The organism is Dickeya undicola (assembly GCF_000784735.1).
In the GTDB taxonomy this organism is placed as follows: Bacteria; Pseudomonadota; Gammaproteobacteria; order Enterobacterales; family Enterobacteriaceae; genus Dickeya; species Dickeya undicola.
Genome location: NZ_JSYG01000025.1, coordinates 61618 through 82767 on the forward strand (window position 1 = coordinate 61618; position 21150 = coordinate 82767).

Annotated in this window: 20 protein-coding genes; 6 read left to right on the forward strand and 14 right to left on the reverse strand. The window is 54.6% G+C overall.

Translation table 11 applies throughout. From position 1 onward, the window contains the following. Window positions 1–69 precede the first annotated feature (69 nt). The 10 genes from ptrA to OB87_RS20845 all read right to left on the reverse strand — a co-directional run bounded on the left by ptrA (window position 70) and on the right by OB87_RS20845 (window position 10394). Window positions 70–2970, reverse strand: coding sequence for a pitrilysin (gene ptrA, locus OB87_RS12720; RefSeq protein ID WP_033569829.1), 2901 nt, complete (start codon window positions 2968–2970; stop codon window positions 70–72). A 39-nt stretch (window positions 2971–3009) separates the two neighbouring features. Beyond that, a complete protein-coding gene (locus tag OB87_RS12725) occupies window positions 3010–3399 on the reverse strand; it encodes a prepilin-type N-terminal cleavage/methylation domain-containing protein (protein WP_033569798.1) in 390 nt (129 codons plus the stop codon). After that, entirely contained in the window at window positions 3383–3829 is a 447-nt protein-coding gene (locus OB87_RS12730; RefSeq protein WP_200884293.1) for a YgdB family protein, read from the reverse strand. The genes OB87_RS12725 and OB87_RS12730 overlap by 17 nt, the downstream gene beginning before the upstream one ends. Beyond that, entirely contained in the window at window positions 3819–4412 is a 594-nt protein-coding gene (locus OB87_RS12735) for a prepilin peptidase-dependent protein (protein ID WP_033569799.1), read from the reverse strand. Before OB87_RS12735 ends, OB87_RS12730 begins: the two co-directional genes overlap by 11 nt. Next, window positions 4406–4909 (reverse strand): prepilin peptidase-dependent protein, encoded by a 504-nt coding sequence (locus OB87_RS12740; RefSeq protein ID WP_081977390.1) that lies wholly within the window; start codon window positions 4907–4909, stop codon window positions 4406–4408. The genes OB87_RS12735 and OB87_RS12740 overlap by 7 nt, the downstream gene beginning before the upstream one ends. 242 nt (window positions 4910–5151) lie before the next feature. Further along, window positions 5152–5946, reverse strand: coding sequence for a thymidylate synthase (gene thyA, locus OB87_RS12745; protein ID WP_033569800.1), 795 nt, complete (start codon window positions 5944–5946; stop codon window positions 5152–5154). A 31-nt stretch (window positions 5947–5977) separates the two neighbouring features. Beyond that, a complete protein-coding gene (gene lgt, locus OB87_RS12750) occupies window positions 5978–6844 on the reverse strand; it encodes a prolipoprotein diacylglyceryl transferase (protein ID WP_033569801.1) in 867 nt (288 codons plus the stop codon). 192 nt (window positions 6845–7036) lie between these two features. Next, the gene (gene ptsP / locus OB87_RS12755) at window positions 7037–9283 is read right to left on the reverse strand and encodes a phosphoenolpyruvate--protein phosphotransferase (protein ID WP_033569832.1); all 2247 of its coding nucleotides are present in this window, start codon (window positions 9281–9283) and stop codon (window positions 7037–7039) included. A gap of 14 nt (window positions 9284–9297) precedes the next feature. Beyond that, window positions 9298–9825 (reverse strand): RNA pyrophosphohydrolase, encoded by a 528-nt coding sequence (gene rppH, locus OB87_RS12760; protein ID WP_033569802.1) that lies wholly within the window; start codon window positions 9823–9825, stop codon window positions 9298–9300. Window positions 9826–10172: 347 nt separating this feature from the next. Next, window positions 10173–10394 (reverse strand): hypothetical protein, encoded by a 222-nt coding sequence (locus OB87_RS20845; RefSeq protein ID WP_033569803.1) that lies wholly within the window; start codon window positions 10392–10394, stop codon window positions 10173–10175. Between the two features lie 203 nt (window positions 10395–10597). Between OB87_RS20845 and mutH the strand changes: the two genes are divergently transcribed. The 4 genes from mutH (at window position 10598) to OB87_RS12785 (ending at window position 13742) form a co-directional block, all read left to right on the forward strand. Next, the gene (gene mutH, locus OB87_RS12770; RefSeq protein WP_033569804.1) at window positions 10598–11284 is read left to right on the forward strand and encodes a DNA mismatch repair endonuclease MutH; all 687 of its coding nucleotides are present in this window, start codon (window positions 10598–10600) and stop codon (window positions 11282–11284) included. Window positions 11285–11380: 96 nt separating this feature from the next. Beyond that, window positions 11381–12097, forward strand: coding sequence for a TerC family protein (locus OB87_RS12775; protein ID WP_033569805.1), 717 nt, complete (start codon window positions 11381–11383; stop codon window positions 12095–12097). A gap of 153 nt (window positions 12098–12250) precedes the next feature. Beyond that, complete coding sequence (locus tag OB87_RS12780; protein WP_033569806.1) at window positions 12251–12469, forward strand: YgdI/YgdR family lipoprotein; 219 nt, start codon at window positions 12251–12253, stop codon at window positions 12467–12469. 232 nt (window positions 12470–12701) lie between these two features. Further along, window positions 12702–13742, forward strand: a complete 1041-nt coding sequence (locus OB87_RS12785; protein WP_033569807.1) for an NADP(H)-dependent aldo-keto reductase — start codon at window positions 12702–12704, stop codon at window positions 13740–13742. A gap of 55 nt (window positions 13743–13797) precedes the next feature. Here OB87_RS12785 and OB87_RS12790 read toward each other — a convergent pair whose 3' ends face one another. From OB87_RS12790 to trmB, 4 genes are all read right to left on the reverse strand, one after another. Continuing rightward, window positions 13798–16818, reverse strand: coding sequence for an autotransporter serine protease (locus OB87_RS12790; RefSeq protein ID WP_235425275.1), 3021 nt, complete (start codon window positions 16816–16818; stop codon window positions 13798–13800). 889 nt (window positions 16819–17707) lie between these two features. Beyond that, window positions 17708–18424 carry a YggN family protein gene (locus tag OB87_RS12795; protein WP_033569809.1) on the reverse strand — a complete coding sequence of 239 codons (717 nt, stop codon included), beginning with the start codon at window positions 18422–18424 and terminating at the stop codon, window positions 17708–17710. Between the two features lie 108 nt (window positions 18425–18532). Continuing rightward, window positions 18533–18877, reverse strand: a complete 345-nt coding sequence (locus OB87_RS12800; protein ID WP_033569810.1) for a YggL family protein — start codon at window positions 18875–18877, stop codon at window positions 18533–18535. Next, entirely contained in the window at window positions 18877–19596 is a 720-nt protein-coding gene (trmB, locus tag OB87_RS12805; protein ID WP_033569811.1) for a tRNA (guanosine(46)-N7)-methyltransferase TrmB, read from the reverse strand. Before trmB ends, OB87_RS12800 begins: the two co-directional genes overlap by 1 nt. A gap of 158 nt (window positions 19597–19754) precedes the next feature. On the opposite strand from trmB, the gene mutY reads away from it, so the two are divergent. Both mutY and OB87_RS12815 read left to right on the forward strand, forming a co-directional pair. Next, window positions 19755–20840, forward strand: coding sequence for an A/G-specific adenine glycosylase (gene mutY, locus OB87_RS12810; protein ID WP_033569833.1), 1086 nt, complete (start codon window positions 19755–19757; stop codon window positions 20838–20840). A 2-nt stretch (window positions 20841–20842) separates the two neighbouring features. Then, a complete protein-coding gene (locus OB87_RS12815) occupies window positions 20843–21115 on the forward strand; it encodes an oxidative damage protection protein (protein ID WP_033569812.1) in 273 nt (90 codons plus the stop codon). Window positions 21116–21150: the final 35 nt, after the last annotated feature.

The following is a 21150-nucleotide window of genomic DNA, read 5'->3' on the forward strand; positions in this document are numbered from 1 at the left end:
GTTTCCCTGTGCCAGCCATTTCACCTGGCACAGGTATCATACTTTCAGCAGTACTTACTGTTCAGTGCCTTACTGGGTTTCCGTCTGCTTTTGTTCCACCGTTTTCAACCTCAGCGTTCGTTGCAGTGCAGACGTTGATGCATAGGATTGCCATTCCGATGGCTGGGCATAGTCCACCTTCCCGCTCGCACTGCCGGAAATCTGCGATAGAATTGCCAGCCCTTGTGGATGCAGCGCCTGCTGGAAAAAGTCTGACAACTGCGCCGACGAAATGGACGCCAGTTGCCCGATCAACTGCTGGCGAGTGTCGAAGGCAAAATTCTCTCGCTCCAGATCGCCACGCAAGCGTGCCGCCTCTTCATCCAGCGTCTGAGGTGGCTGGCTGAGTGCATTGATCAACCCCTGTTTGTTCTGAGCAAAAACCTCTGCACTCATGGCGCTCAGTCGCTGCTGTGCCTTGCCAAAAAAGTCCTGATAACGTTGGTAGAGATAAGCAGGCTGCTTGCTGTTGCTTTGCAGCAGGAAACCGATCCCCCACTGGCGGTCGACCGAAACCGGGGTGGCGAATACGGCGTAGCCCAACTGTTCGTCAGTACGTAACTGATTAAAGAACCAGGGATGAATGATCTGCCCCAACAATTTGCTGTAAGCCGCACTCTGTACTTCGTCATAACCGGTCGGAATATATACCGCGGCCAGCGCCGAATCAGTGCTTGCTGCTGCGCTACGTTGCAGCATGGCTCGCTGTGGCTGGCTGATGCTGACGGATTGTCCGCGCCACCATTCGGTGCCGCCACAGCCAAGACGCTCACGCAGGCTGTGCGACAAGCTAACCACCTTGTCCTGTTCCAGATTGCCGACCACCAGCATTTCAGGCGCAGCCAAATGCAGTAAGGCCTTACGGTATTCCATCAACTCTTGCAGCGTAATGTCCTTCAGCAAGTTGCGTCGCTCGCTTCTCTCACTGTAAGGCACGTTCGACAACCCCTTAATCGGGAACATCGCCTGTTCATACGCTTTGGCCTTTTCGGCCGCATCCAGTTGTTCGGCATACCAGGATTTTGCCTGCTCCAGCTGTTCTTCCGTCGAGCTGAAGTTAGCGTATTGCTCCACCAGCGTCAGCAATAACTCCGGCAGATGTTGGGTATAGCCGCTGGCTGTCATGATCAGCCCATCATTGCTGCCGGTGGAGAAGCTGATGCCGCCCACCGATGCCTGATAACTGAGCGCATCCAGTGCTACGCCAGCCAGATAATCATTCAGAGCGAACAGCACCTGATGACGGGCGGAATCGTTCGCCATCCGGTTGCGCAGCATCAGCGTGATATCGGCTTTGGGTTCGCTGGCGAAATAGCGGCTGGGCATGTAAAACACGCGCAACCCCGGCTGGTCAACGACTTTTCTGGGGTGAGTAATGCCAGCATCTGCGGCAATCAGCGAAAAACTATCCGGGATATAAGGGTTGGTCACAGGTAAATTGAGCGCCAACGACTCAGCCGTCTGCTGCCACTGCACCATCCGCTCATTGGTAATTTTGTCTACCTGATAAGGCGCACCAACAAAATAAGCCTCTTTATTATGCGGCTGTTCCGGGCTTATTACCCAGATGCGTGCATTTTGCGGCGTCATGGCCGATAGCCGTGCTTTGATCGCGTCAGGATCGAACCGATCTGCCAGATAAGGCCCTTCAAGGGTATACTCCACCGGCAACCGCAACATGGTATCCACCAGCCACTCCACATAACTCATGTCACGGGTAAGCGAGGGATAGCGGAAATCAATAGCCAGTACCCGTGATATTTCATCGAAGTAACGCGGTTGGATCCCTTCTTTGCGCAGCTTTTCCAGATAGCTGAACACTCCCGCGATCACCTTGTCTTTCTGTACCAAACCTTTGTCGGTCAAATCAACGCTGATATTGAATACACCGCTGTCGCGCTCAGACATGGGATCAGAACTGGCGCGCACCGACTCAGCCAGCCCCTGCTTTTGCAACCAGTCAGAAAGCGTGTTCTGACTACGATTGCCGATCAGGTAGCTGATGTAGGTATCCGTCTTGCTACGAAACGCCAGGTTGTTGTTTTCGATCCGAAACTCAATTTTCAACTGTTTGCGAGGTTGTGCCGGGACATAATGGATGAATAACCCACGCTGTTCATCAGTCACTACAGGTGCAGTAATCGGTGGTACGTTGGCCTGACGATTGGCTATCCGTCCGAAGGTCGAGGCGGCGATGGCCGCCAGATCCGGTAACGGCAGTTTGCCGTAGATCACGCCTTTCATCAGGTTGGCGGAATAGTAACGCTGGTAGAAATTAACCAGTTCATCGTGCAGTTTACTACCGGGCTTATCACTGAGGGTTTCCAGGTTGCCCCCCGCGAAGCGGGAACCTGGATGCGCCGGGTTAATAGTTTCCGCCTCGACCTGAGCCATACGCAAACCATCGCGGGCACGCGCCATGGTCAACTCCGCATTGACCGCATGACGCTCACGATCAGCGTTGACCGGATCGAGCAGTGGCTCGGCAATCGCATCAGCCAGCCGGTCGACAGCAGGCTGCAACGCGTCGTTTTCCACTTCGAGATAGAAAGCGGTGCGATAAGACGCCGTACTGGCGTTGTGGCTACCGCCGTGCATTTTCAGAAATTCGGCCAGCCCATCCGCCTGTGGGTAACGCTTCGACCCCATCAGCAACATGTGTTCCAGATAGTGGGCCAGACCCGGCTGCTGTGGGGGATTATCCAGCGAACCGACCGGTATCGCCAACGCCGCCAACGAACGAGTGGCCTGCACATCGGATACCAGCAGAACCGTCATGCCATTATCAAGCCGTATCGCCTGATACTGACGAACGTCATTCTCACTCTTTCTTATCGTTTCGGGTAGCGGCTGCCAGCTATCCGCCGCCTGACTGATCGGAAACCAGAAACACAGCAACAACGCACTTAACCAAATACAAGATTTCCGCATCAACATCTCCACAAGCGTTATACAGACAGTTATTCCAGGCTAGCCGCTGTCACGTTGCACAACGGCGTCAGGGGTATCACAAAACCAACGGCTAAGTGCCGCACGATAGTGATAGGGCGTCACCACGGTCACCGTTACACGGCGACAGGCCGGTGGATGGCGTTGTTCTTCCCGGTTCACTCGCCATCCGGCGGGAACGCTCCGTGGCAATGATGAAACACTGTCGGCTCCTTCCGTTTCCAACTGCTGATGGGCCAGCCGCCACGCCTGACGCTGCTGCATCTGGTGCAACAACGATTGCTGAAGTACCTGATGATATTGCAAGAGGCCGACCAACGAAACCGCAAATAACAGCGTAGCAACCAGCGTTTCCGGCAGACTGAACCCGACGCTGGCATCACGGTTCGACCTTTCATTGCGCCGGGACACAGGCCAGCTCCTCCGCATTCGGACAAAAGTCCAACCACCCGCCAGCGATAGGCCGGATGCCACTGTCTGCCGCTGCGGCATCAGCGATAACCCGATGATAAAACGTCAATGGCTGCGGATTACCGGCTATCTGCCCTTCCCCTCGCAATAACCCGGAATGATCTTCGCCATTGATACGCAAGCAGGCGCGTAACTGTGACGATGGCTGAGCCTGACATTGCCATTCTTCGGTATTTTGCCAGCGCAACCCCATTCCCCAGTTCAATGACGACAGCCCCTGATTGAATGCCTGCCAGAAGCGCTGTTCATCAACACCTTGCTGTAACTGAATATCCAGTTGGCGCTGCAATCCGCCCACCATTAACAAGCCTGTCATCATCACCAACATCACTATCACCAGTATGCTGCCCTGCTGCCGCCTACCCCGCATGATTCCTCCCTGCCACCAGGCTGTCGACCTGTCTCCGTCGTGTCGGCCGCGCGCTCCAGTACCCTTCCAGCAATACCCGATAACGCGGTGTCGTGCCGGACGTCTCCTTCGTTACCTCAAAACGGGCGATGGTCACCTCACCGGGGTCCAGCAATTTCTCCCAGCGGTTGCCCTGACAACGGGGGCCGCCCGTTTGCACCTCTAGCGCGCCATCGCGTAAGCGATAGCTGAAAAACTCCGGCTCCAACTGCTCCTCCGTTTCCCAACGGCCATTGCGGTTGACGTCATACGCCACCGACAGGCAACTCACCTGTTTCGCGGCCCCCACCTCCAGTGTCAGTGCATTTCCCTGACAACGCCCGGCACAAAATCCGGCACGCCGTATGTCTTTTTCTATCCCGAACAGAGTCTGTCCTAGCAGTTGCTCCAGTCGGATCAGGCTGGCACTTTCCTGCGTCTGGGCCCGCAGCAATGGCAACCATTGCGCCACCGCCAGCATGATCAAGCTGCTCATCCCCATCGCCAGCATCACCTCCGGTAAGGTAAAACCGCCTGCGGCTTTCCCGACTAATCTGTTCAACATAGCGGGATCCCCTGTACTGATCGGGACTCGCTGCAAAGGCGCAAGCGTCCGCGTGCCGAGATAACCAGCCTTACGCGCCCGGCCGGGTTGCTCAGGGTGAGGTGCCCAGCCTGTGCGGCATTACGCAAGCCGTAAAATACCCATCGCTCGCTGGTGGCTTCGGCGATTGCCGCATCCCGCACCGCGCGAGTAAAAACGAAAGCACTTTCCGGCGGGCAGGAAGCCGGTTCGGCACCATACCCAATACACCAGTTATCCCCTACTGATTTGAACCACAGACTTTCGGTCTGGTTATGCCAGTAGGCGTTGGCCTGTATGCGCGTCATGAATGCCAGCAGGTGCCGGGCGTGCTGCTCCAGCAAAAGCGCCTGGCGATAAGCCAGCCAGCTATGCAAGCCGCCCCCGGTCAGCAAAGCCACAATGGTGACCACCACGATGAGTTCCAGCAGGGAAAACCCCTGTTGCCGTGCATTGTTTCGCCTGTTCATGACCGCCATTCTAAAGCGCGGTATCGGCGTGAATAGCGCCAGAGGATGGGGTTACGAGGCGCGTCGCAGGCAAGATGCGAGGCGGCGGCAACATGCAGAGAAACTGCGCGGCTGCTCGCAAATCAGGGGATAGGACAAAACAAACCGCCCAACGGCAAGATGTCCGGCTGAGCAACAGGAAACCGCAATTTCCTTATGTCAGCGGCATCCGCCGTTGGGCGGTGTCAGGTGATATCAGCGCAGGATAAGGTTCAGACAGCTACCGGTGCCTTGATGGCAGGGTGCGGGTCATACCCCTCTATCTCGAAGTCGTCAAACTGGTAATCAAACAGCGACGCCGGACGACGTTTGATCACCAGTCGCGGCAAAGGACGCGGCTCACGACTAAGTTGCAGATGCGTCTGCTCAAGGTGGTTGTTGTAGAGGTGGGTATCACCGCCAGTCCAGACAAAATCGCCCACTTCCAGGTCGCACTGCTGTGCCATCATATGCACCAGCAGTGCGTAGCTGGCGATGTTGAACGGCAGACCGAGGAAAATGTCGCAGGAACGCTGGTACAGCTGGCAGGAGAGTTTGCCGTTGGCGACATAAAACTGGAAAAAGGCGTGGCAGGGTGCCAGCGCCATTTTGTCCAGCTCGCCCACATTCCAGGCGGAAACAATGATGCGGCGGGAGTCCGGGTCCTGTTTCAGCTGTTTTAGCACTGTCTGTAACTGGTCGATCTGACGGCCGTCTGCCGCCCCCCAGGCGCGCCATTGCTTGCCGTAAACCGGCCCCAGGTCGCCATTTTCATCCGCCCATTCATCCCAAATGGTGACCTTGTTGTCATGCAGGTAGCCGACATTGGTATCGCCGTTCAGGAACCACAGCAGCTCATGAATGATGGAGCGCAGGTGGCAACGCTTGGTGGTCACCAGCGGAAACCCTTCCTGTAGATTGAAACGCATCTGATGGCCGAAAATCGATAACGTCCCCGTACCTGTGCGGTCATCCTTGGGAGTCCCTTCTTCAAGCACTTTTCTCATCAGTTCCAGATACTGTTTCATACCACCTCACCTACTTAATTTTTATCAACATTTACTGCCGGGCAGCAGCCTGGCGACGATACGCCCAGACCATCATCAGGACTCCAGCCAATACCATCGGCAACGACAGGATCTGCCCCATACTGATACCGCCGAACAGCCCCAGTTGCGCGTCCGGCTGGCGGAAGAACTCCACAATAATACGGAAACAACCGTAGCCGATCAGGAACAGACCGGAAACACTCCCCATCGGGCGTGCTTTGCGAATGAACACATTCAGAATGATAAACAGCACCACCCCTTCCAGCGCCAGTTCATACAACTGCGACGGATGACGCGGCAACACACCGTATTGATTGAAGATCGCCTGCCACTGCGGGTTACCGGCCGCCAGCGCCATGTCTTCGCCACGCGAGCCAGGAAATAGCATCGCCCACGGCGTATCAATGCTGACGCGGCCCCACAGTTCACCATTGATGAAGTTGCCCAGACGCCCGGCACCCAGACCAAAAGGAATCAGCGGAGCAATGAAATCAGATACCTGGAAGAAATGACGCTTGGTGCGGTGTGCAAACCACAGCATGACCGTGATGACACCCAGCAGGCCGCCGTGGAAAGACATACCGCCGTCCCACACGCGGAACAGATAGAGCGGATTATCCAGAAACGACGGGAGAGCATAGAACAGCACATAACCCAGACGACCACCGACAAATACGCCGAGGAACCCGAAGTAGAGTAGATTTTCTACCTCTTCCTTGCGCCATCCGCTACCTGGTTTGTTCGCCCGGCGAACCGCCAGCCACATGGCAAACACAAACCCGACCAAATACATCAATCCATACCAGTGCAGGGAAACCGGCCCTAACGAAAAAATTACCGGATCAAACTGGGGAAATACCAGATAGCTCGTCGTCATCGATCACCACATTATCGTTGCTTTGTCCCTGATTTCGGGGCTATTCAAGGGCCGAAAAGAAGGCTGGGCTTCCGTCGGCCGTCCGCGGTGCGCATGATAGCATAGCCAACGGAAACAGTTGGCGACGAGGGGATAAAAGAACTGTAAACATTTCCGGTACGAATCCGGTATAAAAATGAGGTGATGCCGCGCTCAGCGACCACCGCGAATCAGGCCGCCCAGCCCGCGCTCTTCAATGAAAATCGACGCCCACTGGCGCACTTCGCTGGCGGTTTGCGCCTTGAGCACCTTGTCCGTCAACTGGCGTGTCTCTTCTTCACCAATCCGACGCAGCAGGTATTTGATACGAGCAACGCTACGACCGTTCATGCTCAACGAACGGTATCCCAACCCGATCAGCAACAGCGCGCCCATCGGTTCACCGGCCATCTCGCCGCACACCGAAACCGGCAACGAATATTGCTGACAATGAGTGATGATCATGTTCAGTGCCTGCAACATCGACGGATGCAGGCTGTCGTACAGGGCACCGACATGCGGGTTATTACGATCCACCGCCAGCAGATACTGAGTCAGGTCATTGGTGCCGACGGAGACAAAATCGATGCGGGACGCCAGATGCGGCAATAAAAACAGCACCGACGGCACTTCGATCATAATACCGATGCGTGGCTGTGGCTGCGGAAAACCGAGCATCTCCGACACCTCCGCTGCAGCGCGTTCAATCAACCGTTTTGCCTCATCGATCTCATCCAGGCTGTTGACCATCGGCAGTAAAATACTTAGGTTGCCGATATGCGCATTAGCCCGCAGCATGGCGCGAACCTGAATCATGAATATTTCCGGCTGATCAAGCGTGACGCGAATGCCACGCCAGCCCAGACAAGGATTTTCTTCACTGATAGGCAGGTAAGGCAGTTGTTTATCCGCACCGATATCCAACGTGCGCAACATCACCGGACGGGACGGATAAAGCCGCAACATGCCTTCATATTGCGTCATCTGCTCCTCTTCCGAGGGAAAGCCGTTTTGCAGCATGAACGGAATTTCGGTGCGATACAGCCCCACACCGTCTACCTGATTAATGAAGTGCTTTTCATGTTCGGCGCTCAGACCGGCGTTAAGCATCACGTCCACCCGCTCACCGCTTTTCAGCACCGCCGGGCGCTCCATGTCATCTTCCGCCAGCCGGGTGAGTTCGTTTTCCTCGCTCAGCAGACGCTGATACTCCTGCACCAGCACCGGCTCAGGGTCCACCAGCAACTCGCCGCGATAGCCATCCAGAATCAGCAGACGCTGATGCAATAGCTCAGGCTGAATATCCGCGCCCATCAGCGTAGGAATACCCATCGCCCGCACCAAAATGGCGGCGTGGGAATTAGCGGCACCGTCATAGGCGACCACACCAGCCAGGCGCTCTTGCGGCACCTCCGCCAGCAGTGTGGCGGTCAGCTCGTCCGCCACCAGAATGAAACGCTCCGGCCACTGGCCGTTGCTCTGGGCGTTGTCATCAAGATGGAATAGCAGGCGCTGCCCCAACGCCCGTAGGTCGCTGGAACGATCGCGCAGGTAAGGGTCCTGCAGGCTGGCAAATTGCGCGGCGAACCGTTCGATCACCACTTTGACCGCCCATTCGGCCACGCTACCGGTATCCACCTCCTGAAACAGGTCGCGTTTGAGGCGTGCATCGTTAAGCAGGTGGGAATAGAAATCGAAGATCGCCGCGCTCTCTTTCTGCGCGCTGGCGCTAAAACGCTTACTGAAACGGCGGAACTCCGCCCCGGCCTCCTCCATCGCCATCAGCAACCGGGAGCGTTCACGGTCGCTATCCAAGCTGGAAGCCGGGAAGACCTGCTCCAGCGACGGCTGGCCGCGGTCCTGCCAGCCGGTGGCAATCGCCACACCGGAAGACGCTGCCATCGCCTTGATGCGCGTCTGCCGGTACTGCCCGAACAGCGCTTTCATTTGAGACAGGGAAAGAATGGCCGCCATCTGGGTGGCCAGCGTCACCATGAACGATTCTTCGTTTTTGTCGAACTGCCGGTGTTCGCGCTGCTGGACTACCAGCACGCCCAGCAATTGACGCCGGTGGATCACCGGCACGCCCAGAAACGAGCGGAAGTGTTGTTCACGTACCGCAGGAATGAATTTAAAACTGGGGTGGCTTTGGGCATCCGCCAGGTTGATAGGCTCCGCCCGCTCGCCAACCAGGCCGACAACTCCCTGCCCGAACGCCAAGGTAATAGTGCGGCCGCGCGGCTTTTTCAGCCCGCGCGTCGCCATCAGGTAATAGCATTGACGATCGTGATCGGCCAGATAGATAGAGCAGACTTCCGTATCCATCGCCAGACAGGTTTCATTCACCAGGATTTCCAACGCATCACTCAGCCGGGCCGCGGCTGCAACCTTCTCAATAATTTCCCGCAGTCGCGTGAGCATCATGATGTATCGGATTATCCTCGTTTTCGTCTGGTTCCTGATGACATTCGGTTAGCCGAATTCTCCTGTAGCTGCATCACGGCAATGACAAACTCCTTCATCACCTTTCGATAAACGTCACGTTTGAACGACACCACCTGGCGTACCGGATACCAGTAACTCACCCAGCGCCACCCATCGAATTCCGGGGTGCCACTGCTTTGCATGTTGATGTCTGATTCATTACACATTAACTGTAGCAGAAACCATTTTTGCTTTTGGCCGATACATACCGGTTTTGTATCCCAACGCACCAAACGTTTTGGCAATTTATAGCGTAACCAGCTTCGGGTGGAAGCCAGGATACGAACGTCCTTTTTCCGCAGCCCCACCTCTTCGAACAGTTCGCGGTACATCGCTTGTTCCGCGCTTTCTCCGGGGTTGATTCCCCCTTGAGGAAACTGCCAGGAGTGCTGACCATAGCGACGGGCCCACAACACCTGCCCCTGCCGATTACAAATTACAATACCAACATTCGGGCGGTAGCCATCATCGTCGATCACCGGACTACCTCGATAAACTAGAATGCAAAGATGACTCGATTGTTTCACACTCCTGACAGACGGTAAACTCCCGCTTTACATCCCTTTTATGGATGTGGCTTCCCGCATTCGCACCGGGCGTCAGCAACACAGAGCATTACCTCAACATAGCCGAACCATTCTGATAAAAAGCCGTTAACCCACAGATAAGATCAAAGTTATAAACATTCACCAGGCAATTCCGTTGGTTTATTCACTTTTTCTGTGGACATCTTTGTGAAGAACATCATGAAAAAGTGCGTAAAACTCATTTCAACCTTTATACCGCTGTGATCTACTCCACTAAATTGCCATTCCCTTTCAAGCAATTAAGCCGCCTTTCCCTGATTTCTCCACCGCCAGGCATTCCCCCATTTCAGTATGGTTTTCGAGATGGCGAAAGATCGCACTACGGTGGTTTTATCCACAGGCAACCATCGAAAACCAGCCAAAAAATCGGCAAAACCAGCAAAACCACGGTCAGTCAAGGCTGTAAATTGAAACAGTGATCCCGAGTTATCCCGGTTATCCCAAAAAACTGTGGATAACATAGTGTAAAATCCTGTTCATTGTCGGTGTCTTGTCATGAACAAAAACCGGCAGCCGGTTTTCCCCTGTGAATATAGGGAGAAAAACCATAAGAGAATCATGCTATTATTATTTTTCACCTGAATAGCTGAATGCCTGACGTTATCCTCCGTTATGGCTGTACTTTTTTTAATCACCCTTGTTATCAGTAACGGATAGACAATCCATGCAGACACCCACTCCCCATCGCAACGCACCGGACAGTGAACAGGCTCTGCTGCTGCGGGCACAGGCGTTGGCGGGTTATTCGCTGGCGGAACTGGCCCGAATCGCCCAACTGCCGCTGCCCGCCAACCTTAAACGTGACAAAGGGTGGATCGGGGTACTCCTGGAAGGCTTTTTAGGTGCCAGCGCCGGGAGTAAGCCGGAGCAGGACTTCCCTGACATCGGGATTGAATTGAAAACCATCCCGGTAGATGAACAAGGGCGGCCGCTGGAAACCACCTTTGTCTGTGTGGCACCGCTGACCGGCAACAGTGGTGTGATCTGGGAAAGCAGTCATGTACGACGCAAGCTAGCCAGAGTGCTGTGGATTCCGGTGGAAGGATCGCGCGCAATCCCACTGGGAGAACGCCGTATCGGCGCACCGTTGTTGTGGAGTCCCAGCCCGGAGGAAGAACGGCAATTACGTCAGGACTGGGAAGAACTGATGGATTTGATCGTACTGGGCAAAGTGGAAAGCATCACCGCCCGTCACGGTGAGGTGTTACAGTTGCGTCCCAAGGCTGCCAACAGCCGGGCGCTAACCGAAGCGATTGGTGAACACGGGCAGCCGATTCTGACGCTCCCCCGCGGCTTTTACCTGAAGAAAACCTTTACTACGCCGTTACTGGCCCGGCATTTTCTGCTGTAATGCCCTCCGGGCGGACACGGCCTAAACCTCTTGCCTGCACGGCATCAGGCCGGAGATAATTGTCATTTAGGTTTCGTTTAAGGAAGTAATGAGATAATGTTCGATTGGATCGCAGACCCCAACGCCTGGCTGGCGCTGGGGACACTCACCATACTGGAAATCGTACTTGGCATCGACAACATCATCTTTTTGTCGCTGGTCGTCGCCAAGCTTCCCAAACATCAGCAGAACAAAGCCCGCCGCCTTGGCCTGATGGGCGCAATGCTGATGCGCCTCGGCCTGTTGGCGTCCATTGCCTGGGTTATCAAGCTGACCAATCCGCTGTTTAGCGTGTTCGGGCAAGACGTGTCCGCTCGTGACCTGATTCTGTTCCTCGGTGGTTTGTTCCTGATCTGGAAATCCAGCAAGGAGATCCACGAAACCATTGAAGGCGGCGCGGAAGACCATACCTCGCAAGTGCATTCTTTCTTTGGTGCCATCGTGCAAATTATGCTGCTGGACATCATCTTCAGTCTGGACTCGGTAATTACCGCTGTTGGTTTGTCTGACCATCTGTTCATTATGATGGCCGCCGTAGTGATTGCCGTCGGCGTTATGATGTTCTCTGCCCGCACCATCGGCGAATTTGTCGATCGTCACCCGTCGGTAAAAATGCTGGCGTTGTCATTCCTGATTCTGGTGGGCTTCACGTTAATTCTGGAAAGTGTCGATATCCATGTGCCGAAAGGTTATATCTACTTCGCCATGTTCTTCTCCATGTCGGTAGAAGCACTGAACCTGATGCGTGGCAAGAAATCTGCCAAAAACCAGTAACACCTCCGCGGGAAAGGGCCTTCGTGCCGTTTCCCGCCCCATTCTTACGTATCTTTTTAATTTTTTTACCATAAATCCTAACCTCGTCCGGACAACGCTTTGCTAGACTGAAAAAACGTTCAGTTTTTTTGCTAAATAACAGGTAAATGCAGTATGCGATTTCGGATTAAAACCGCCGTTGCCCTGACTTTTGTCGTCCTGCTTTCCGGCTGCGCCAGCCACTATGTCATCGCTACGAAAGACGGTCAGATGCTGCTGACCAGAGGAAAACCAACGTTGGATTCGACCACTGGTCTACTCAGTTATACTGATGAAGAAGGCGTAGAACACCAGATCAACAACAACACTATTTCTCAGGTGATTGAGCGTTAGGCCGGTTATTTGCATCAGCCGGGCCAGATTCGGAGATTCTGTTTGGCCCCGCTATCCCCGTCGCCTTCCCTGTCTGGGGGAAAAACCATTTTTCCCCGCATTAATGCCTCGCCCTCCCGTACAACCGACCTTCCCGCACAAAGAGTCTTCCCCCCTCGTCACAGCTTGGTTATAGTCGAAAACGTGGTGCCATCGCACCCGCGTTACTCAGAAGAATAAAAAGGACACTGCAATGCTCTATCACCGTATTCCCCACAGCAGTTTGGAAGTCAGTACGCTGGGTCTGGGCACCATGACCTTTGGCGAACAGAACAGTGAAGCGGATGCCCACGCTCAGTTGGATCTCGCGGTTGCCGCTGGCATTAATCTGATTGATACCGCGGAAATGTACCCGGTTCCACCACGTCCTGAAACACAGGGGCTAACGGAAAGTTACATCGGTTCCTGGCTGAAAAGTCGCGGCGGGCGCGAAAAGCTGATCATCGCCAGCAAAGTCTCCGGACCGGCGCGCCTCAATGACAGTAGCATTCGTCCACAGCAGGCGTTAGATCGCAAAAACATCCGTGCCGCGCTGGATGACAGCCTCAAGCGGCTGAATACCGACTACATCGACCTGTACCAGTTGCACTGGCCACAGCGTCAAACCAACAGCTTCGGCAAGCTGAACTACCAGTACTCGCATGAAAAACCGGCCGTCACGCTGCTGGAAACGCTGGAAGCGCTAAACGAGCAGGTGCGCGCCGGTAAAATTCGTTATATCGGTGTGTCGAACGAAACCCCGTGGGGCGTGATGCGCTATCTGCAACTGGCTGAAAAACATGAGTTACCACGAATTGTCTCTATCCAGAATCCCTATAGCCTGCTAAACCGCAGTTTCGAGGTCGGTCTGGCGGAAATCAGTCAGCATGAAGGGGTCGAGCTGCTGGCTTACTCGCCGCTGGCGTTCGGCACACTGACGGGCAAATACCTGAACGGTGCCAAACCGGCGGGCGCGCGCAATACCTTGTTTAGCCGTTTTGTACGCTACTCTGCTCCTCATACCCAGCAAGCCATCGCTGAGTACGTGGCACTGGCACAAAAACACGGTCTGGATCCGGCGCAGATGGCGCTGGCGTTTGTGCGTCAACAGCCGTTTGTCGCCAGTACCCTGCTCGGTGCCACCACGCTGGAACAGCTAAAAACCAACCTGGGTAGCTTTGATCTGACGCTTGGCGAGGACGTACTGACGGAACTGGAAGCCATCCACCGCCGCTTTACCATTCCCGCGCCCTGACCTCACAACACGCCTTCCTTTCGGGAAGGCGTGTTGACCTCAACCAGCCATGCTGTCAAAACGCCATACTGAACAAGGCCTGCGCGCTGTCATCGTTAGCCTTGGTTGCGCGCAAGCCCTGATACCCCAGCGACAGATGGGTATTGCGGGAGAAATCCACCGCGACACCTGCTCGCATCAATCGGGTATTCTCCGCCAGTGGCAAACCCTCCGAAGTAAAGGCATCACCGCCGGAAACAAAACGCAGCCGGGCCTGATTGTCGTCATGGGTTAAGCGGTGCTGATAGCCGATATCCCCATACAGCGACACCGGTACGCGTGACAACGGCTGAACTTTCAGGCGTAGGCCGCCGGTTGCAAAGGCGGCACGGGTGGTGTCTTTCGCAAATGCCAGCGCCGCACTGTTTCCGCTCTCCTGCCCACCCTGATTTTGCAACCAGACCCAGGCCGTGTTGCCATACGGCTCCACGCTCACAGTATTCAACAATTCAAACCGGTGGCTGGCTTCGACAAACCCCTGTGCCAGATTAGCGCGATAATCGCCTGTCGCCTGTCCGTTCAGCCCGGAGACATTGATGTCGCGCTGACTGTCGAGGGTGAGATAGCTGTAGCTAAGCCCGGACCGCAGATCAAGCGCCAGCGCCCGACCAGATAAATAGATACCGGTGTGATACGCGGTCAAATCACCGCGTGATGCACGCTCATACATCATGACTCGCCCTTTTTCTGCACCAACGGCGAACCCCAGCACCCCCTGATCCCCCAGATGACCGCCATTACCAAGCAGCAGACCATAGCCATGGTATTTCATACCTGCCTGCGCACCGTCGCCATCCTGACGGCCGTCATACCCCCAGCTACTCACCCAGGGTTCAGCGCCTTTGCCCGCACCACTCATGGTGCTGTTCAGGGTATCGCGCACCGCACGGCTGTTTCGAATCAACGCATTGCGCGCCGTGGCATAAAATTCGCCGTTCAGATTATCAAAGGCGCGCCGGGCGCTGTCGGCATCCTGCTGGTTGGCAATGGCGCTCAACACCGCGGTGCCCGACTGGTTATCAATAGCGTTCGCGACCGATTTCTGATTAGCGCTTTGCGCCACATCACTGAAGCGCACGTTGTTACGCACCACATTGACGAAGGCGCTTTGTGTGCTGTAGGTGAGCACATCATCCAAAAACAACGCGCTATTGACCGGCTCCAGCTTGTCGAACGCGCCGGTTAGCGCCCCTCCCACCTGAACCAGGGTGAATCGATCACCTAAATGCCTGGCGGTTCCGCCAACCAGCTTCACGGTTCCTGCCAGTTGAGCATTATTGGTCACCACCAGTTGGTCGGCATTGCCCTGCTGGTCAATCTCAAATTCATAAATCGAACCGGAATCAAAACGTACATTGCCGACCGTCAACGTCCCGACCGAGTTGCCGGGCGACAGAGTGCCGCCATTCTGCACCACGACTGAGCCGCTGATGATGCCGTGCCCACCTAGCACAGCACCAGATTGCACCCAGGCATCCCCCGCCAGGCTGCCGGAGCCACCAGCGACCTTACCCACAATGAGCTTGCCACCTTCCACTACAGTCGGACCGGCGAAAGTATCATTGCCGGTTAGATACAGCGTACCAGTCCCTTGCTTACGCAGGCCGACGTCCAGCCCGGAAAGAACACTGCCGCTATCGGTGTTTTTCACCTGACCGATATCGTTGCTCCAGGTGCTGTCGATACCCTTGGTATCAATTGAATAGAGAGCAAAGTTCCCACCAAAAGTGCCACTGCTGAGATCGCTGCTCACCAGACGTTTGGCGTTCAGCAAACCGGGGCCTTGTACTGCTTTGAAAGCATTGACTACCCCTTGACCGAACAGCGCCTGATAGTCGCTCTGTGTCATCACCGTAATATTCTGATCGGCGGCGGCATCCAGAATGGCCGTCCGCACCTGATCATCCGTCATGCCGTTATACGGGCTTTTAATTTTCAGTGAACGGATTAGCGTGGTGAGTTCATCGTCAGTAAACGTAATACCGGTATGGGTGGAGTAAACGTTGACGGCAGTGCCGGTCAGCGACTGATTTTCGTCATATTGCTCGTTAGCCAGCACCACTGCTTTCGGCAAATTACTGCCGGTCAGCGGCGTCGCGGTAGACAGCAGCACATCGGCAATCTGCTTACCACTCATATAGGGAAATGCCTGACTGACCAACGCGCCGACACCGGCGACATAAGGTGAAGCAAACGAGGTGCCGTTAACCCGGAAATACGTATTGTTGGTGGATGGCGTAATAATGTTAACGCCTGGAGCCAGCAGGCTGTAGTCGGTCGCGCCCTGCGCCAGATTGCTGAAGGTGGCGATAAATGCCGCGCTGCTGGTAGGTTGGGATGGGTCATACGCCATCACGTTAATCCAGGTGTTGGCGATGTTGTCCTGAAGGCCGTTATTGTCCAGCACCGTAGGCAACGCGGAAAACAGTGTCGGCGTCAGGTGCCCTTCGTTCCCGGCCGACATCACCATCAGTTGCCCCTGACTGGCCAGCACGTCAGCCGCGCTGGTGTACGCCGACACCACCGTATTCAACAGCAGGTCCTGCATGGCGGCGGAATAAGAAGAAAGCTGGTTGGGGTAAAACAGAAAACCCCAACTGTTGCTGATGATTTTCACGTCCGGTCGGTTGGTCATATCGACCATGCCCTGAAACAGATCATTGATGGAATTATCCGTTCCCAGCGTTAACAGGTTTGAGTTATAGGCGATACCTTGTACGCCAACATCATTCTTTGCCGCACCAATGACCCCAGCCACCCAATACCCATGCGGGCTGGCGCTGCTGGGGTCGCTGATCCAGTGAGAACCGGCATCCACTTTGCCGTTGAATTCATCATTGCCAGACAGATCGCCGACGCGGTTAATAATCCCGACCGTTACCCCGGCACCGCTGTATCCCAGCGCGTAGGCGTCGGCAGCGTGGATAGAATCCAGCGCGGCACCGTTGCGCATATATTCGCGGGTACGAAAATCGTCAGCGGTTGCAGCCAGCGCAGGGTGTAATACGGAGCCAGCTAGTTGGGCCAGCAGCAGCACGGCGATCAACTGCCTGTTAAATCGCTTTTTATCTTGCGCGTTTCCACAGTGATAAAAATCCGTTTTTATACAATGAAAAAGCGCTGATTTTCTGACATAAGAAAACCCTAACGTATTAAACGTCATGCGCATATGACACATCCTGGCGATATTAAAGAATAATAAAATCTCAATAAACGGATCGCGTGATCCGATAATCAAGCATTACGGGTGAAATTATCTGCTGTGCGGGGAGCGCTGATTCATCTTCTATCCTTTGTCTTTTTCATTGCAGATGTATTGGTGGTATGAATCTCGCCCTGGCGAGCTATTGCCAATTACGTTCCTGCGATTCAAATCACTTAGGATATATATGATGAAACATCACTAAATAAAGAAATAAAACTGATGATTTCTGTTGAGAAAAATAATGCACACTTATCATCATATTATTGATAGAGATACTTTTTATCTGATAACAACCTGCCGCCATCGACCATCATCCCTTGTGAAATTTACTCATTCCATTGATTCAATAGCACACTCGTCATTTATACCGTCATACTTCAAGTTGCAGATGCGTTGGCTGCGTTACTCGGCCCATTTCATGGGCCTCGCCCCTTCGGGGCCGCTGCAAGCAGCGTTCAAAACGCAATACTTTTTGTCCTGCAACTCGAATTATTTAGGGTATACACATAACGAAAAGCTGTGCCTCTTAACGATATCTTTACACAACAAGAATGAACAAAACAAGCCCTTTAATTTACGTTTTTATGAATTACGCAAATTAAAAACCCCGCAGGAAATAAATAGAAAAATAAAGCAACAATCAGGAACACAGAGGAAAGATTATTTATAAAAAGGAATCAAGGGCAAATACAAAACAGTACTTACCCTATTTAAAGAAGGGTTATTTAATCGACTGCAATAACGTCTGGCGTTGATTTTCCAGCGAGGTTACCCGATTGCAGACGTCGCGGCCAAAACGCTGAAAATCCATTTCCTGATTGTTCCACTCGGTCTGGATCGCTTTCTGCAAGCCACCCAGATTACCCATCATCGCTTGTAGCGGATTGCCGCCACCGCTGCCCATCTGTTTAACGCCCATTTCATTCAGGCTGTCCTGCAAGACACCGCCCAGACTGCGTTCGACAATCTGCCGTCCATCCTGTTCAACCTGCTTAATCGCCTGATGATGAAAGGTCAGGCCATCGTTACGATGTTCGATAATCCGGTTCATCTGCTGCTTTAACTGTTCGTCCAGCGTGCCGAGACGGTTACGTACATTGCTGTCACTACCCAGCTGTTGCACAATCACCTTGTCCAACGCCTGACGCGCTTTCTCCAGATGTTGCCTGGCACCTTCGTCAATCCACGGCAGTTGCTGACGCAGTTCAGACTGGTACGCTTTGGCCTGTTGACGCTGCCCGGCATCGAGATTCAACGCGCTGCCGTTGCTCGACACATCGCCCTGCGGTGAAATCTGCCAATTGCCGCTGGCACCGACCACTTTCACATTCTGCGGGCTAATGATGATGTCGTCCTGAGGTTGAACATTGCACTGATAGGCCGCCTGCGCTTGCCAGGCCAGTAACATCATTGCACCCAAGGTCATTTTACGCAACATAAAGACTCCTGAAAAAACAGCGCCCGATGCCAGCCGGAACGACCGGCCGCCAGGACCGACAGCCGCCATCACCAGCAGAACCGCCAGTGATGACGAAGAATGCGCGGTTTAACCGAGGTTAGCGGGCAGATCCCACCAGATATCGAACAGATCGCTAACCGTCACGTCTGTCATCTGGTTCGCGTCCAGCCATTTGCGTACCAGCTCACGATGTTCATCGGTGCAATTACCCAGTTTTTGCAGGCACACCAGCCCTTCCCACTGTAGGTAACCGCTGCCTTCAAACGCCAGCCCATTCGGCTCGATCACTTCATCAACGAACCGGTCCAGCGAGCTATCGATCGTTTCCACGCTGGTCCCCTGCGGGAAACGCCAGCTTACCGAGAAGCCGAATTCCTGAAATTCATCGATGTGTAACTTTTTACGTAAACGACGACTCCGATTCTTAGCCATTATTGATTCCTCTCAAACATCAGATCCCAGACACCATGCCCCAGCCGCTGGCCGCGGGCCTCAAATTTGGTCAATGGCCGCGACGCTGGGCGCGGCACATAATCATTATGCTCCGACTGGTTGCGATAACCTGCGAGCGAACCCATCACTTCGAGCATATGTTGCGCATAAGGTTCCCAGTCGGTCGCCATATGAAACACGCCACCGACGGCCAGTTTGCTGCGCACCAGCTCAGCAAAAGGCACTTGCACAATGCGGCGTTTATTATGGCGCGCCTTGTGCCACGGGTCAGGGAAAAACAACTGCACCATGGCAAGCGAACCGTCGGGGATCATGCGTTCCAGCACTTCCACCGCGTCGTGGCACATCACCCGCAGGTTGTCGACGCCCGCTTCCTGCGCCGCGCCCAGACAAGCCCCCACACCAGGTACATGCACTTCTATACCGATAAAATTCTGTTCTGGATGCTGCTGCGCCATCGTAACCAGCGACGCCCCCATCCCAAAACCGATCTCCAACACCACTGGCGCATCGCGCCCGAATAGCTGAGCGAAATCCAGCGCCTCATTCTGATATTCCACGCCCATCACCGGCCAAAAATCATCCAGCGCCTGTTGCTGCCCTTTGGTCAGGCGGCCCTGGCGGCGCACGAAACTGCGGATTCTGCGCAGCGGGCGTCCGTCTTCATCAAATTCCGGAGAGATGACGTTATTGATCATAATGCTTTCTGTAAGTCTGATTGGGTTGGGAAAACGCGCATTATCCAAGGATACGGTTGTTTAGCAAGTAGCCGGAGGCGGAAAGTTCCGGTTTACAGTACATTCACTCTGTGCTGCAATCGCTGTCAAATTTTTACCAGCCGGATGACGACGCCTCTATGATGCAAGCGCAACAGTTCGCGCAACAGGTACTGGAGTGGTACGAGCGCTACGGCCGTAAAACCCTGCCCTGGCAACTCGAAAAAACGCCCTATAAAGTCTGGCTGTCGGAAGTGATGCTACAACAGACCCAGGTGACCACCGTCATTCCCTATTTCGAACGGTTCATGGCGCGTTTTCCCACGGTGGCTGAACTGGCAGCCGCGCCGCTGGATGAAGTGCTGCATCTGTGGACCGGGCTGGGTTATTACGCCCGTGCCCGCAACCTGCATAAAGCCGCGCAGACGATTGTCAGTCGCCACGGTGGGGTGTTTCCCACTCGCTTTGACGACATCACCGATCTGCCCGGCGTGGGTCGCTCCACCGCCGGGGCTATTCTCTCGCTGTCGCTCGGTCAGCACTACCCGATTCTGGACGGCAACGTCAAACGGGTGCTGGCACGTTGCTACGCTGTCGCTGGCTGGCCGGGGAAAAAAGAGGTCGAGAAACAGCTCTGGACGCTGAGCGAAACCGTCACCCCGGCACTCGGGGTCGAAAAGTTTAATCAGGCGATGATGGATCTGGGCGCGATGGTTTGTACCCGCAGCCGCCCGAAATGCGAACTGTGCCCACTGAGCAACGGCTGCGTCGCCTATGCCAATCACAGCTGGGCCGAATATCCCGGCAAAAAGCCCAAACAAACGCTGCCTGAGAAAACCGCCTGGTTCCTGCTGCTGCAAAATGCGCAGACGGTATGGCTGGAACAACGCCCGGCGGTTGGCTTGTGGGGCGGCCTGTATTGTTTCCCGCAGTTCGCCAGCGCGGATGACCTGACGCAATGGCTCGACCAGCGCGGCATCCAGCGGCGGGCATTGCGTCAGGGTATCGCTTTTCGCCATACCTTCAGCCATTTCCACCTGGATATTGTGCCGATGTGGCTGAGTCTTTCCGACCAGAGTTCCTGCATGGATGAAGGCACCGGTCTTTGGTATAACTTAGCGCAGCCGCCGTCGGTAGGGCTCGCCGCCCCGGTGGAACGGTTGCTACGCCAGTTGGCTCAGCCACAATCGGTCTTCGCTGAAGCCTGTGCACCTGATGAGGAATAAGCATGAGCAGAACCATTTTTTGTACCTTTTTACAACGCGACGCCGAAGGGCTCGACTTCCAGCTCTACCCCGGCGAGCTGGGCAAACGCATCTATAACGAAATCTCAAAGGAAGCCTGGGCACAATGGCAGACCAAGCAGACCATGCTTATCAACGAGAAAAAGCTCAACATGATGCATGTAGAGCATCGTAAGCTGCTGGAGCAAGAGATGGTGCAGTTCCTGTTTGAAGGCAAGGACGTGCATATCGACGGTTACACCCCACCGCAACATTAAATGACAGGGGCCGCCAGGCCCTGATGCGTCCCTGA

Excerpts from the sequence above, each read along its gene's own strand:
- ptrA (WP_033569829.1), bottom strand. The coding sequence starts at position 2,970 with ATGCGGAAATCTTGTATTTGGTTAAGTGCGTTGTTGCTGTGTTTCTGG.
- OB87_RS12730 (WP_200884293.1), bottom strand. The coding sequence starts at position 3,829 with ATGCGGGGTAGGCGGCAGCAGGGCAGCATACTGGTGATAGTGATGTTG.
- OB87_RS12735 (WP_033569799.1), bottom strand. The coding sequence starts at position 4,412 with ATGTTGAACAGATTAGTCGGGAAAGCCGCAGGCGGTTTTACCTTACCG.
- OB87_RS12740 (WP_081977390.1), bottom strand. The coding sequence starts at position 4,909 with ATGGCGGTCATGAACAGGCGAAACAATGCACGGCAACAGGGGTTTTCC.
- thyA (WP_033569800.1), bottom strand. The coding sequence starts at position 5,946 with ATGAAACAGTATCTGGAACTGATGAGAAAAGTGCTTGAAGAAGGGACT.
- lgt (WP_033569801.1), bottom strand. The coding sequence starts at position 6,844 with ATGACGACGAGCTATCTGGTATTTCCCCAGTTTGATCCGGTAATTTTT.
- ptsP (WP_033569832.1), bottom strand. The coding sequence starts at position 9,283 with ATGCTCACGCGACTGCGGGAAATTATTGAGAAGGTTGCAGCCGCGGCC.
- OB87_RS20845 (WP_033569803.1), bottom strand. The coding sequence starts at position 10,394 with ATGTTATCCACAGTTTTTTGGGATAACCGGGATAACTCGGGATCACTG.
- mutH (WP_033569804.1), top strand. The coding sequence starts at position 10,598 with ATGCAGACACCCACTCCCCATCGCAACGCACCGGACAGTGAACAGGCT.
- OB87_RS12775 (WP_033569805.1), top strand. The coding sequence starts at position 11,381 with ATGTTCGATTGGATCGCAGACCCCAACGCCTGGCTGGCGCTGGGGACA.
- OB87_RS12780 (WP_033569806.1), top strand. The coding sequence starts at position 12,251 with ATGCGATTTCGGATTAAAACCGCCGTTGCCCTGACTTTTGTCGTCCTG.
- OB87_RS12785 (WP_033569807.1), top strand. The coding sequence starts at position 12,702 with ATGCTCTATCACCGTATTCCCCACAGCAGTTTGGAAGTCAGTACGCTG.
- OB87_RS12795 (WP_033569809.1), bottom strand. The coding sequence starts at position 18,424 with ATGTTGCGTAAAATGACCTTGGGTGCAATGATGTTACTGGCCTGGCAA.
- OB87_RS12800 (WP_033569810.1), bottom strand. The coding sequence starts at position 18,877 with ATGGCTAAGAATCGGAGTCGTCGTTTACGTAAAAAGTTACACATCGAT.
- trmB (WP_033569811.1), bottom strand. The coding sequence starts at position 19,596 with ATGATCAATAACGTCATCTCTCCGGAATTTGATGAAGACGGACGCCCG.
- mutY (WP_033569833.1), top strand. The coding sequence starts at position 19,755 with ATGATGCAAGCGCAACAGTTCGCGCAACAGGTACTGGAGTGGTACGAG.
- OB87_RS12815 (WP_033569812.1), top strand. The coding sequence starts at position 20,843 with ATGAGCAGAACCATTTTTTGTACCTTTTTACAACGCGACGCCGAAGGG.